This is a genomic window from Sporosarcina sp. QA0331 (assembly GCF_055808055.1).
In genome coordinates this window covers 3,397,238-3,410,000 of sequence record NZ_CM147850.1, presented here as the reverse complement: position 1 = coordinate 3,410,000, position 12,763 = coordinate 3,397,238, and the positions used below count along the sequence as shown (strand labels likewise).

Sequence of the window (12,763 nt, the reverse complement as noted above, 5' to 3'; positions counted from 1 at the left end):
GTCGGGACCTAAGTCGAGGCCGAAAGGCGTAGACGATGGATAACAGGTTGATATTCCTGTACCACCTCCCCGCCGTTATCAGCAATGGGGGGACGCAGAAGGATAGGGTGAGCGCGCTGTTGGTCATGCGCGTCCAAGCAGTGAGGTGTGGAACGAGGCAAATCCCGTTCCTATAACATTGAGCTGTGATGGCAAGGGGAATTATCCCCGGAGTCCCTGATTTCACACTGCCAAGAAAAGCCTCTAGCGAGGCGGGAGGTGCCCGTACCGCAAACCGACACAGGTAGGCGAGGAGAGAATCCTAAGGTGATCGAGAGAACTCTCGTTAAGGAACTCGGCAAAATGACCCCGTAACTTCGGGAGAAGGGGTGCTCTGGTAGGGTGTTAAAGCCCGAGAGAGCCGCAGTGAATAGGCCCAGGCGACTGTTTAGCAAAAACACAGGTCTCTGCAAAACCGTAAGGTGACGTATAGGGGCTGACGCCTGCCCGGTGCTGGAAGGTTAAGAGGAGAGGTCAGCGCAAGCGAAGCTTCGAATTGAAGCCCCAGTAAACGGCGGCCGTAACTATAACGGTCCTAAGGTAGCGAAATTCCTTGTCGGGTAAGTTCCGACCCGCACGAAAGGCGTAACGATCTGGGCACTGTCTCAACGAGAGACTCGGTGAAATTATAATATGCGTGAAGATGCGCATTACCCGCGACAGGACGGAAAGACCCCGTGGAGCTTTACTGTAGCCTGATATTGAATTCCGGTGCAGCCTGTACAGGATAGGTAGGAGCCTTGGAATCCGGAGCGCCAGCTTCGGAGGAGGCAATGGTGGGATACTACCCTGGCTGTATTGGACTTCTAACCCTTGCCCGTGATCCGGGCAGGAGACAGTGTCAGGTGGGCAGTTTGACTGGGGCGGTCGCCTCCTAAAGTGTAACGGAGGCGCCCAAAGGTTCCCTCAGAATGGTTGGACATCATTCGTAGAGTGCAAAGGCATAAGGGAGCTTGACTGCGAGACCTACAAGTCGAGCAGGGTCGAAAGACGGGCTTAGTGATCCGGTGGTTCCGCATGGAAGGGCCATCGCTCAACGGATAAAAGCTACCCCGGGGATAACAGGCTTATCTCCCCCAAGAGTCCACATCGACGGGGAGGTTTGGCACCTCGATGTCGGCTCATCGCATCCTGGGGCTGTAGTCGGTCCCAAGGGTTGGGCTGTTCGCCCATTAAAGCGGTACGCGAGCTGGGTTCAGAACGTCGTGAGACAGTTCGGTCCCTATCCGTCGCGGGCGCAGGAAATTTGAGAGGAGCTGTCCTTAGTACGAGAGGACCGGGATGGACACACCGCTGGTGTACCAGTTGTCTTGCCAAAGGCATCGCTGGGTAGCTATGTGTGGACGGGATAAATGCTGAAAGCATCTAAGCATGAAGCCCCCCTCAAGATGAGATTTCCCATTACATTTGTAAGTAAGATCCCTCAAAGAAGATGAGGTGGATAGGTCCGGGGTGGAAGCGTGGCGACACGTGCAGCTGACGGATACTAATCGATCGAGGACTTAACCTTAAGTTACTTAAGTACGGTTGAACTTGAAGTTCAGCGACAATGTTGGTTTTATCCGGTTTTGAACGAACAAGTATCGTTCAGTTGTCTGGTGACGACGGCGAAGAGGTCACACCCGTTCCCATACCGAACACGGAAGTTAAGCTCTTCAGCGCCGATGGTAGTAGGGGGCTTCCCCCTGTGAGAGTAGGACGTCGCCGGGCAACCCATCACTTTTCGATAAGAATGTGATCAGGTTAGAATTGATCAATTACATTGAATTTGCAGTTAAAGAACCTTGCATTCTATCGAAAGGTTATACATATGGTCCCGTGGTGTAGCGGTTAACATGCCTGCCTGTCACGCAGGAGATCGCCGGTTCGATCCCGGTCGGGACCGCCATCTTAATTTAAACTGTCAACCGATTATGGATTTATTCCAGGATCGGTTTTTTGTTGTTTTTATATTTTGTTAGCGAATTTTTTTTGCAGATTCGGTTTACTTTAAGTCCAAAATTATTCATTTACATACCTCCACCAAACCTCTTGGCTTTCGAAATCGCCTTATTTTCGGTACACTAAAGCAAAGTGGAGATGAAAGGAAAATACGATGACTATAGAATTCAATGTTCATTCCTTATCGGAAGCTGAACAGATTGCAAATACATTAGCAGGGCTGCTTTCGCCTCCCGACGTTTTGACGTTGGAAGGAGATCTTGGGGCAGGGAAGACGACCTTCACAAAAGCACTTGCACGCAGCTTAGGTATTACTCGAACGGTAAACAGCCCGACGTTTACAATTTTAAAGCAATACGAAGGAAGGGTTCCTTTTAATCATTTGGACGTCTATCGACTGGCAGATAGTGATGAAGATCTTGGATGGGACGAACTGTTTTACGGGGATGCGATTTCAGTCGTTGAATGGGCGCATCTAATTGAAGATGATCTACCGAAAGAACGATTGGAGATTCAAATTCTTCATACCGGAGAAACTTCGAGAAAGTTTGTGTTCACTCCAAAAGGGGAACGTTTTGAAAAGATTTGTGAGGCGATGACGTTATGATATGGTTAGGAATAGATACGGCGAACACGCCTTTGTCTGTCGCGATTGTGAAAGATGGAGCCATTTTGGCCGAGGTGAACTCTTCGATAGCTGTCAATCATTCGTTGCGAGCGATGCCGGTTATTGAGGAGCTATTTGAGACGGTGCAACTCAAGCCGAAAGATATAGATGCAATTGCAGTATCGGAAGGACCTGGCTCGTATACGGGAGTCCGCATCGGAGTGACAATTGCGAAGACGTTGGCTTGGACGTTGAAGAAGACATTGTTTGGCGTCTCAAGCTTAAAGGTCCTTGCAGGGAATGCTGTTTATTTTGACGGGTTGATCTGCCCGATTGTGGACGCACGAAGAAATAATGTGTACGCAGGGGTATATGAATTCGTGAATGGCGAGCTAATCGCCAACGCGGAGGACGGGCATTTTGCGATTGAGGATCTGCTGGATGTTTTAGCGAAGAAGGAGCGTCCAGTCCTTTTTGTCGGTAAGGATGTTGCAATGCATGGAGAGCTTATAGTGGAGAAGTTAAAAAAGAATGCAGTTATTGCACCGTTCCCGCTGCAGCTTCCACGGGCGTCTTCATTGATCTTCATCGCGCAGCAAAGCGGGCAAGAGGAGAATATACATGCATTTACGCCGGAATACCGCCGTATCGCAGAGGCGGAAGCGAATTGGCTCATGCAGCAACGGAAGGATCATAGCGGTGAATAAAAGTATCGAATATCGGAAGATGACAATAGAAGATATCCCCGCAGTTGTCGAAATCGAGCAGGAAGCGTTTGCGACTCCGTGGACGCAAGAGGTTTTCGAGCATGAGATGACCGGGAATGATTATGCTCATTATATCGTTGCAGTCGCGGATGGCGAAGTGATCGGGCATTTTGGAATGTGGGTCGTGCTCGATGAATGTCATATCACGAATGTGGCAGTGAGGAAGCATATGAGAGGCCATGGAATCGGTGAGGCGCTCATGCGCAAGGCGATTGAGCTGTGCAAGGTGAATGATGTGAGGCTGATGACGCTTGAAGTCCGCGTGAGCAATCATACAGCGCAAAACTTGTACCGCAAGCTGGGCTTCCAAGATGGCGGCATACGGAAAAACTATTATACGGACGACCATGAAGATGCGCTCGTCATGTGGGTGGAATTGTAATGGACAAAGATATGTATATACTAGGAATTGAAACGAGCTGTGATGAGACAGCGGCTTCGGTCGTGAAGAATGGGCATGAGATCGTCTCGAACGTCGTTGCTTCGCAAATTCAGAGCCAGCAACGGTTCGGAGGCGTGGTGCCGGAAATCGCTTCTCGACATCATGTCGAACAGATTACACTCGTCATAGAGGAAGCGTTAGCAAAGGCTGAGCTTACTCCATCGGATTTGGATGCGGTTTCTGTGACGGAAGGTCCCGGGCTTGTTGGCGCATTGTTGATTGGCATTAATTCGGCGAAGGCGTTCGCGTTTGCTAACGGATTGCCGATTGTCGGCGTTCATCATATCGCAGGGCATATTTATGCGAATCAATTGATGCAGCCAATGGAGTTTCCGCTGCTAGCTCTTATCGTATCCGGAGGGCATACGGAGTTAGTTCTAATGGAGAAGCATGGGTCTTTCAAATTGATTGGCGAAACGCGGGACGATGCAGCAGGAGAAGCATATGACAAAGTCGCCCGTGTTCTTGGGCTCCCTTATCCAGGAGGGCCGCATATCGATAAACTTGCGCTTGAAAGCGATGAAGCAGTCGATTTTCCGCGGGCTTGGCTAGAGCCGGATTCATATGACTTCAGCTTTAGTGGGTTGAAATCAGCTGTTATCAATTATAAACATAATATTGAGCAAAAAGGCGGGGAAGTCAACCCGGCTCACGTAGCGGCAGGCTTCCAGCAAAGTGTCGTCGACGTGTTAACGGAGAAGACGTTGAAGGCTGCGAAGGAATTCGGTGTGAAGCAAGTTATCGCAGCAGGTGGTGTAGCTGCGAATAAAGGATTAAGAGCTTCATTGGATGCAGCATTTGAAAAAGAAGGAATTCCTTTTTACGTTCCTCCGATTTCCCTTTGCACGGACAATGCGGCAATGATTGCGGCGGCAGGAAGTGAGATGTATGCGAGCGGCAAACGAGGTACGTTGGGAATGAACGGCAGGCCTGGCATGGAGCTTGCTTCATGGGATGAATAATAATAAATGAAGGAAATCGTCGAGTTGTGACGATTTCCGTTTTTATTTGTCCTAGAACGAATTCGTCTTGTCAAGAGGGAACGTTCGTACTTATGCACAATTGTTAATAAGTTGTGGATAATTAAAAGATTCGTGTGAATGACTATGACATCTTTTGGATAACTATGTGGGTATTGAAGACAGTTAATGTGGATAACGTGGATAACTATGTTCATATCCTATTATATCAACGTGGATGATGTTGATAAGATTGTGGAAATCAAAAGGGAACCCTTGTCGAAAACAAAAGAAAGCTGTCGAAATGGTGTTCATTCCATTCGACAGCTTTATCCCGCTTTACCTCTGTAAGATTCCCAGTGGGGAATCAACAGCCAGTAAAAATCCCGATTGGTTCAACTAACATTCAGTTGATCCCCACTGGTTGAAGTTTCACTTTATGTGAATTATGAATTCAATATCTCGAGCTCTTCCTGCAAATTCAACCATTCCTCTGATTGGTTGTCGTGCTGCATTTGGAGTTCGTCGATCTGTTCTTGCAGCTCCATCAGTTTCACATGATCATCAGCGAAATCGGGGTTCAACAACTCTTCCTGCAGAACAGCGATTTCGGCATCCATTTTTCCGAGCGACTCTTCAATTTCAGCAATCGCTCTTGTCAATCGGCGTTCTTGCCGTTTGAATTCCTTGTCTTCTTCATTCCGTCCGTTTTTCTGCTGTTTTGGCTGTTCCGAATTACTATTATCGGCTTTCAGCTCTTCCAGCTCATTTTTCTTTTCAACGAAATAATCGTAATCACCAAGATACTCTGTGACACCGGAAGGACCGACGTCAATTACTTTCGTCGCGATCCGGTTAATGAAATAACGGTCATGAGAAACGAAGAGGATTGTGCCCGGAAAGTCGTCTAACGCATTTTCCAGAACTTCCTTGCTGTCGAGGTCAAGATGGTTTGTCGGTTCGTCAAGCACGAGTGTGTTCGATTTTTGAAGCATGAGCTTCGCTAATGAAAGACGTGCTTTCTCGCCGCCGGACAATGAAGCGACAGGCTTCTCGACGTCTTCGCCTGTGAACAGGAAGCGTCCGAGTACGGAGCGGACGTCCTTTTCATTCATCATCGGCCACTCATCCCACAGTTCTTGAAGGACTGTTCCCGTACCGAGGATCGTCGCTTGATTCTGGTCATAATACCCAAATTGGACATTTGTTCCGTAGCGGATCGTTCCGTCGATAGGCTCCTGTCTTTTAACGAGCGTCTTCAAAAGCGTCGACTTTCCGATTCCGTTCGGTCCGATGATTGCAATCCGGTCTCCTTTGTATGCATGCATATGAATATGCTCAGAAACGGCTTGGCCGTTATAGCCGACAGCGATGTTGTCCAATGTGAGCACATCGTTGCCGCTTGGCCGTTCGATGGAGAATGAGAAGCTGGCGGACTTTTCATCACCATCAGGCGCTTCCATCCAATCCGTCCGTTCAAGCAGCTTCCGTCGACTTTTCGCCATTTTGGAAGTGGAAGCACGGGCGATATTCCGTTGGATGAAATCTTCGAGCTTTGCTTTTTCACTCGTCTCGCGTTCGTACAACTTCTTATCGCGTTCATAGTTCTTCGCCTTCTCAACTAAATAAGCGCTATAGTTGCCGACGTACTTCGTCACTTTCTTCCTCGACACTTCATACGTAATCGTCACGATCTGGTCAAGGAAATAGCGGTCGTGGGAAACGATGAGAATCGCGCCTTCATAGGAGACGAGGTATTTTTCGAGCCAGCCTAATGTCTCGATATCCAAGTGGTTCGTCGGCTCGTCCAATATGAGCAGATCCGGTTTGCTGAGCAGCATTTTCGCAAGCGCCAGCCGCGTTTTTTGCCCGCCGGACAACAGATTGACTTGCTTCTCGTAGTCTTCAGGATAGAATCGCATTCCGTGAAGAACCGAACGCATATCAGATTCGTATTGATACCCGCCCGAATCCTTGAATTCGATTTGCAACGTGTCATAATCTTTCATGACACGCTCATATTCTTGCTGGTTCTCATAAACGGAAGGATCCGCCATTTGCGCTTCCAGTCCGCGGAGTCGATTTTCCATTTCAAGCAACGGTCCGAAAACAGTCAGCATTTCTTCCCAAATTGTTAGGGGAGAATCAATGCCCGCATGTTGTTCGAGATAGCCGACTTGTACGTCTTTCGGCATGATTAAATCGCCGGAATCTGCGGACATTTCTCCCGCAATTATTTTTAATAATGTCGATTTGCCGGCACCATTCCGTCCGACGAGCGCAACCCGGTCACGGTGCTGCACTTCGAGACGGACGTTTTTCAATATATCAGTTCCAGAAAAGGATTTCGTAATTCCATTCACTTGTAATACGATCATTCAGCACACCTCTATTCCACTTTTAGTGTAATCGAATGGGCCTGTCGGTGCAATGGTTGGCTTTACATCAGCACGCATCTGGAGTACGATAAAAAAAGGTCCATTGCACGTATAGGAGGTAAGCTATGGCTGATACGACTCAGAGAGTTCCACAGGCAACGTCAAAACGCCTTCCTTTATATTATAGATTTCTGCAAAACTTCGCGAATGCGGGCAAGAAGCGCGTCTCTTCCAGTGAATTGAGCGAGGCAATGAAAATCGATGCCGCTACAATTCGCCGTGATTTCTCCCATTTTGGGGCGCTCGGGCGCAAAGGCTACGGCTATGACGTGAACGACCTTCTTTTATTCTTCCGTAGGGCGTTGGATCAAGACGAAGAGACGGATGTCGCGTTGATTGGCGTTGGAAGTTTAGGAAATGCATTCTTGAAATACAATTTCCAGAAGAACCATAATACGAGGATTGTTGTCGCATTCGACCCGAAAGCACCGAAGGAAGGAAAGATGGTCAGCAATATCCCGGTGTTCCATCCGGATATGATGGAAGAGAAAATTAAAGAGCTAGGCATTCAACTCGTCATCTTAACTGTTCCGACAAAGGCGGCGCAAGAAATCGCTGATCGGATGGCGGCAATCGGAGTGAAAGGAATTCTCAATTTCACTCCGGTCCGGCTGGCAGCACCCGACTGGATGCGTGTTCATACAATCGATTTGTCGGTGGAGCTGCAGACGATGATTTATTTCATAAAAAATGACGAAAAAGATTCACAAATATAAAGGTATTGTCAATAGTAATACAAGCTGTTTTCATGTAAGATGGATTATATATGAAGGAGGTGTCCGAAATGGCTCCAGGTGTAGGAAGTCTACTTATAATCGCTGTCATTGCATTGCTCATTTTTGGACCGAAGAAGTTACCGGAAATCGGAAAGGCATTTGGCTCTTCACTGCGCGAGTTTAAAAATGCGACAAAAGGTCTTGCGTCCGATGATGATGAACCGAACAAAAAAGTGGAAGACAAGAAAAATGATGTGCAATAAGTAAGGATGTCTGTCCGATGAAAGAAAAAAATTTAACAGTCATTGAACATATAGATGAAATTAGAAAACGACTGATGGTAATCGTCGTTTTCTTTGTTATTGCGGTAATCGGCAGCTTTTTCATCGCGAAGCCGATTATTAAGTTTTTGCAAGCAGAGGCAGGGTATGAGGAATTTCACGCATTCAATGTCGTTGATCCAATTGCCCTGTACTTGAAAGTCATCATCTTTTTAGCAGTGGTGATCATTTCACCGGTCATCATGTATCAGTTCTGGTCGTTCATATCGCCGGGGCTTCATGAGACGGAGCGAAGAGTGACGTTAAGCTATATCCCGTTTGCGTTTATCCTAATGATTGTAGGGATTGGGTTTTCCTACTTCGTTCTCGTGCCATTCGTCATGAACTTCATGAAGGAATTATCGGGAGAGCTCGGGATTACTCAGACGGTCGGGATTAATGAATACTTTACGTTCTTATTTCAAATACTGATCCCGTTCGGAATTGTCTTTCAGTTGCCGATCGTCCTTTTATTCCTATCGAGGCTTGGCATATTGAACCCGAATAAGTTAGTGAAAATCCGGAAGGTAGCATATTTCGTCCTGTTCGTCATTGCCGCGTTCATCACCCCGCCGGATATTATGTCGCATTTATTAGTAACCGTCCCGTTATTAGCACTTTATGAAATTAGCATCGTCATCTGCCGCGTCGGGTATCGAAAATTCCTGAAGGCGGAGGAGAAGCGGAAGCTGGAAGAAATAAAGGCAGAGCAGCAGCGTCAAATCGATGAAGTGATGGGGAATTTAGAAAAATAAAGCAGTGTCCCGCTTCCTGGGTAGTTTTCAGGGAAGCGGGATTTTTTATGTAATGAAATTCCAAAATGATTCCAGTATGATAGGAAGTGAAGAACTGACATATACATAAGAAGTAAAGGGGGATACACATGAATCCATTACTATCCATTTGGAACCAGCCGACGAAGACGCTGCAATATATGTTGGAAAAAAAGTCGGCGGGATATGGCTTTCTCATTTTTCTGCTAAGCTCAATTAGCGCCGGCTCTATCGCGATGGCGACGACTGGCATTTTTGGCGGCATGCCGTTAGCATTTATCATTATTGTATCTATTATCATTACATATGGGGGCGCACTTATTGGCTGGGTGATCACTGCAGGAATGTATACGTGGGTCGGAAAATGGCTCGGTGGGAGAGGCAAGTTCACTGATATGATTTACATCACACCTGCATCATCGATTCTGACGATTTGGATTGCGCCTCTAAATTTCCTGCTCATCGCGATATACGGTTCCCGGCTATTTGTGGTACCGACAGATAATTTTGGAATTACGAACTTGCCGCTAGGCATTTATTTCTTGCAAAATTTGATCACGATCGGCATCGGCATATATGGAACGGTCATCGCTTGTAAAGGAATCGGCCTCGTCCATGGATTCTCTGCATGGCGCGGGCTCGGTGTTGTTGCAATTATCTTCGGCATCTTCTTCGTTATTATCTTTATGTTTATGCTAATCTTCGGGGCTATTATCTTTTCATTAATAGCGACACTTGGGTGAATGAAAAACGACCTCCCTTTAACCGGGAAGTCGTTTTTTTATTGAAGAAACATGATGAATGCTTGCTTCATGTTTTGCAATTGCTCGATCCTGTCGTAATTCAGTTGAACAATCATGACGAAGCCGTTCATAAGAAAATGGGCAATCATCGGAGCCCAAATTCGCTTCGTGTGATGATAAATAAACGCAAATACCATTCCCGGTGCCATATAGACTAATGTGTGCTCAAGCTCGCCGTGGACGACCGCGAAAATGACTCCGCTCAAAATGGCTGCAATCCAGAAATTCGATTTTGCATAAATGCCACCGAATACTACCCTTCTGAATACAATTTCCTCTAGAAGCGGTGCGAAGATGACAATCGAAAAGATGATAATCGGCGACAGTTTGGCAATGTCGCTCAGTAAGGTTGTATTTTCAGAGCCGGGCATGATACCGAGCGCCATTTCGATAATGCCGGCAATCATTTGTCCAGCCATTGCCATGAAAAATCCTAGTACCCCCCAGAGGACTGTCATCCAAGGAGTCGCTTTCTTCCCTTTTTTAAAGATATCCCAAAAGCGCTTATTGCGCGTCGTCATGAACAGGATAATAGGGGCGGCGATCAGATTGGTAATGAATAGCGCCCAAGCGAAGCTGTAATAGGCCGCGGCTTCCTTTTCCATACCGGCAGTATCTTGAAAATAGTTGAAGAAACCTTTCGAGATCGGAACGCTTCCGAACTGCATGGCGATATATAAAAGAACGATCGAAATAGAGATTTTCCAGTTTTTCATTGCCAACTTCCTTTCTATTACTGTTTATTTTAGCTGTTTCAATGATGACAAGCAAAGAGAAAAGGATGTAAGGGTTGTAGACTGCCAGAAGTCATGGAAAACGGTCAAACTTTGTTCAGTTTTTATCCATTGGGACATAAGTATTTTGCTTGCAATTTTTGGGCAACTTGATTATGATAAGAAATGTATTAGCACTCTTGATTGATGAGTGCTAAAAAAGAAGATAATATGTCGAGGAGGTTGTTTCACTTGTTGAAACCATTAGGTGACCGTATCGTAATCGAACTAATCGAAGCAGAAGAAAAGACGTCTAGCGGTATCGTATTACCGGATTCTGCGAAAGAAAAACCGCAAGAAGGAAAAGTTGTAGCGGCAGGTACTGGACGAGTTCTTGAAAACGGCCAGCGTGTTGACCTGGAAGTAAAAGAAGGCGACCGCATCATCTTCTCAAAGTATGCTGGAACTGAAGTAAAATATGAAGGCAATGAATATTTGATCCTGCGTGAAAGCGATATCCTAGCTATCATCGGCTAAGTCGCCCCTTATAAATAAGTACAATCAAAACCAGGAGGGAATTCATAAATGGCTAAAGAAATTAAATTCAATGAAGACGCGCGCGGCGCAATGCTACGCGGTGTAGATACACTTGCTGACGCTGTTAAAGTGACGCTTGGACCAAAAGGACGCAACGTCGTTCTAGAAAGAAAATTCGGTTCACCGCTTATCACGAATGACGGTGTAACGATCGCAAAGGAAATCGAGCTTGAAGATGCATTCGAAAACATGGGTGCGAAACTCGTAGCGGAAGTTGCTTCCAAAACGAACGAAATTGCTGGTGACGGTACGACAACAGCGACAGTTCTTGCACAAGCGATGATCCGTGAAGGCTTGAAAAACGTAACAGCTGGTGCGAACCCTGTCGGCATCCGTAAAGGAATCGAAAAAGCGGTAGCAACGGCAATTGAAGAGTTGAAAGGCATTTCCGATGAAATCGAAAGCAAGCAAGAGATCGCACAAGTTGCGGCTATCTCTTCTGGCGACGAAGAAGTCGGCGAATTGATCGCTGAAGCGATGGAGCGCGTCGGCAACGATGGCGTCATCACAATCGAAGAGTCAAAAGGCTTCACAACTGAGCTTGACGTCGTAGAAGGTATGCAATTCGACCGCGGATACGCGTCTGCTTACATGGCTACTGACACAGACAAAATGGAAGCGGTTCTCGACAACCCTTACATTTTGATCACAGATAAGAAGATTTCCAATATCCAAGAAATCCTACCGGTTCTTGAGCAAGTTGTTCAACAAGGCAAACCATTGTTGATGATTGCGGAAGACGTAGAAGGCGAAGCACTTGCAACTCTCGTTGTGAATAAGCTTCGTGGTACTTTCAACGCGGTAGCTGTTAAAGCACCAGGCTTCGGCGATCGTCGTAAAGCAATGCTTGAAGATATCGCAATCCTTACAGGCGGGGAAGTCATCACTGAGGATCTTGGCCTTGACCTTAAATCCGCTGACATCACTCAACTTGGACGCGCTGCGAAAGTCGTTGTCACAAAAGACCATACGACAATCGTTGAAGGAAACGGAGATACTGATCAAATCGCATCACGTGTCGGCCAAATCCGCGCGCAACTTGAAGAAACAACTTCCGAGTTCGACAAAGAGAAGCTGCAAGAACGCCTTGCGAAACTTGCTGGCGGCGTAGCAGTCATCAAAGTCGGAGCGGCAACTGAAACAGAATTGAAAGAGCGTAAACTTCGCATCGAAGACGCATTGAACTCAACTCGTGCGGCTGTTGAAGAAGGAATCGTATCCGGTGGTGGTACAGCGCTTGTGAACGTCTATACAAAAGTTGAAAAACTTCTTGAAAGCACAGAAGGCGACGTTGCAACTGGCGTGAAAATCGTCCTTCGTGCACTTGAAGAGCCAGTTCGCCAAATCGCGACAAACGCTGGCCTTGAAGGCTCCATCGTCGTTGATCGCCTAAAACGCGAAGAAGTCGGCATTGGCTTCAACGCAGCAAACGGCGAATGGGTCAACATGATGCAAGCAGGTATTGTAGACCCTACAAAAGTTACGCGTTCAGCACTTCAAAACGCAGCGTCCGTAGCGGCAATGTTCTTGTCCACTGAAGCGGTCGTTGCAGATATCCCAGAACCAGCTGCAGCAGGAATGCCTGATATGGGCGGTATGGGCGGAATGATGTAATAAAAGCTCCCAACCCTTGATACAACAGGGTTTG

Annotated in this window: 12 protein-coding genes, 1 tRNA gene and 2 rRNA genes (1 of these 15 only partly in view); 13 read left to right on the top strand and 2 right to left on the bottom strand. The window is 46.9% G+C overall.

Annotated features, from left to right (window positions below):
- The 7 genes from AC0L13_RS17240 to tsaD form a co-directional block, all read left to right on the top strand.
- Window positions 1–1,549, top strand: a 23S ribosomal RNA gene (locus AC0L13_RS17240) (it extends 1,385 nt beyond the left edge of the window).
- Between the two features lie 84 nt (window positions 1,550–1,633).
- A 5S ribosomal RNA gene (rrf, locus tag AC0L13_RS17235) occupies window positions 1,634–1,749 on the top strand.
- Between the two features lie 102 nt (window positions 1,750–1,851).
- A tRNA-Asp gene (locus tag AC0L13_RS17230) sits at window positions 1,852–1,927 on the top strand.
- A 207-nt stretch (window positions 1,928–2,134) separates the two neighbouring features.
- Window positions 2,135–2,587: a tRNA (adenosine(37)-N6)-threonylcarbamoyltransferase complex ATPase subunit type 1 TsaE gene (gene tsaE / locus AC0L13_RS17225; RefSeq protein WP_473641773.1), complete on the top strand. Its 453-nt coding sequence runs from the start codon at window positions 2,135–2,137 to the stop codon at window positions 2,585–2,587.
- Window positions 2,584–3,294, top strand: a complete 711-nt coding sequence (gene tsaB, locus AC0L13_RS17220; protein WP_473641771.1) for a tRNA (adenosine(37)-N6)-threonylcarbamoyltransferase complex dimerization subunit type 1 TsaB — start codon at window positions 2,584–2,586, stop codon at window positions 3,292–3,294. The genes tsaE and tsaB overlap by 4 nt, the downstream gene beginning before the upstream one ends.
- Window positions 3,287–3,736, top strand: coding sequence for a ribosomal protein S18-alanine N-acetyltransferase (rimI, locus tag AC0L13_RS17215; protein WP_440501778.1), 450 nt, complete (start codon window positions 3,287–3,289; stop codon window positions 3,734–3,736). Before tsaB ends, rimI begins: the two co-directional genes overlap by 8 nt.
- Window positions 3,736–4,758, top strand: coding sequence for a tRNA (adenosine(37)-N6)-threonylcarbamoyltransferase complex transferase subunit TsaD (gene tsaD, locus AC0L13_RS17210; RefSeq protein ID WP_473641769.1), 1,023 nt, complete (start codon window positions 3,736–3,738; stop codon window positions 4,756–4,758). Before rimI ends, tsaD begins: the two co-directional genes overlap by 1 nt.
- Window positions 4,759–5,201: 443 nt before the next feature.
- On the opposite strand, the gene AC0L13_RS17205 is transcribed toward tsaD, so the two are convergent.
- Window positions 5,202–7,133: an ABC-F family ATP-binding cassette domain-containing protein gene (locus AC0L13_RS17205; protein WP_473641767.1), complete on the bottom strand. Its 1,932-nt coding sequence runs from the start codon at window positions 7,131–7,133 to the stop codon at window positions 5,202–5,204.
- Window positions 7,134–7,258: 125 nt separating this feature from the next.
- Here AC0L13_RS17205 and AC0L13_RS17200 point away from each other — a divergent pair, with 125 nt between their 5' ends.
- From AC0L13_RS17200 to AC0L13_RS17185, 4 genes are all read left to right on the top strand, one after another.
- Window positions 7,259–7,909 carry a redox-sensing transcriptional repressor Rex gene (locus AC0L13_RS17200; RefSeq protein ID WP_473641765.1) on the top strand — a complete coding sequence of 217 codons (651 nt, stop codon included), beginning with the start codon at window positions 7,259–7,261 and terminating at the stop codon, window positions 7,907–7,909.
- Window positions 7,910–7,977: 68 nt separating this feature from the next.
- Window positions 7,978–8,172 carry a twin-arginine translocase TatA/TatE family subunit gene (locus AC0L13_RS17195; protein WP_473641763.1) on the top strand — a complete coding sequence of 65 codons (195 nt, stop codon included), beginning with the start codon at window positions 7,978–7,980 and terminating at the stop codon, window positions 8,170–8,172.
- Between the two features lie 17 nt (window positions 8,173–8,189).
- Window positions 8,190–8,984, top strand: coding sequence for a twin-arginine translocase subunit TatC (gene tatC, locus AC0L13_RS17190; protein WP_473641761.1), 795 nt, complete (start codon window positions 8,190–8,192; stop codon window positions 8,982–8,984).
- A gap of 128 nt (window positions 8,985–9,112) precedes the next feature.
- A complete protein-coding gene (locus AC0L13_RS17185) occupies window positions 9,113–9,745 on the top strand; it encodes a YIP1 family protein (protein ID WP_473641759.1) in 633 nt (210 codons plus the stop codon).
- A gap of 38 nt (window positions 9,746–9,783) precedes the next feature.
- Here AC0L13_RS17185 and AC0L13_RS17180 read toward each other — a convergent pair whose 3' ends face one another.
- Window positions 9,784–10,521: a lysostaphin resistance A-like protein gene (locus tag AC0L13_RS17180; RefSeq protein ID WP_473641757.1), complete on the bottom strand. Its 738-nt coding sequence runs from the start codon at window positions 10,519–10,521 to the stop codon at window positions 9,784–9,786.
- A 249-nt stretch (window positions 10,522–10,770) separates the two neighbouring features.
- Between AC0L13_RS17180 and groES the strand changes: the two genes are divergently transcribed.
- Together groES and groL are read left to right on the top strand one after the other, a co-directional pair.
- Window positions 10,771–11,055, top strand: a complete 285-nt coding sequence (gene groES / locus AC0L13_RS17175; RefSeq protein ID WP_251628351.1) for a co-chaperone GroES — start codon at window positions 10,771–10,773, stop codon at window positions 11,053–11,055.
- A 48-nt stretch (window positions 11,056–11,103) separates the two neighbouring features.
- Complete coding sequence (groL, locus tag AC0L13_RS17170) at window positions 11,104–12,729, top strand: chaperonin GroEL (RefSeq protein WP_440501793.1); 1,626 nt, start codon at window positions 11,104–11,106, stop codon at window positions 12,727–12,729.
- Window positions 12,730–12,763 lie beyond the last annotated feature (34 nt).

Coding starts and splice junctions, on each gene's coding strand:
- AC0L13_RS17180 (WP_473641757.1), bottom strand. CDS start 10,521: ATGAAAAACTGGAAAATCTCTATTTCGATCGTTCTTTTATATATCGCC.
- groL (WP_440501793.1), top strand. CDS start 11,104: ATGGCTAAAGAAATTAAATTCAATGAAGACGCGCGCGGCGCAATGCTA.
- AC0L13_RS17205 (WP_473641767.1), bottom strand. CDS start 7,133: ATGATCGTATTACAAGTGAATGGAATTACGAAATCCTTTTCTGGAACT.
- tsaD (WP_473641769.1), top strand. CDS start 3,736: ATGGACAAAGATATGTATATACTAGGAATTGAAACGAGCTGTGATGAG.
- tatC (WP_473641761.1), top strand. CDS start 8,190: ATGAAAGAAAAAAATTTAACAGTCATTGAACATATAGATGAAATTAGA.
- AC0L13_RS17200 (WP_473641765.1), top strand. CDS start 7,259: ATGGCTGATACGACTCAGAGAGTTCCACAGGCAACGTCAAAACGCCTT.
- AC0L13_RS17185 (WP_473641759.1), top strand. CDS start 9,113: ATGAATCCATTACTATCCATTTGGAACCAGCCGACGAAGACGCTGCAA.
- AC0L13_RS17195 (WP_473641763.1), top strand. CDS start 7,978: ATGGCTCCAGGTGTAGGAAGTCTACTTATAATCGCTGTCATTGCATTG.
- tsaE (WP_473641773.1), top strand. CDS start 2,135: ATGACTATAGAATTCAATGTTCATTCCTTATCGGAAGCTGAACAGATT.
- tsaB (WP_473641771.1), top strand. CDS start 2,584: ATGATATGGTTAGGAATAGATACGGCGAACACGCCTTTGTCTGTCGCG.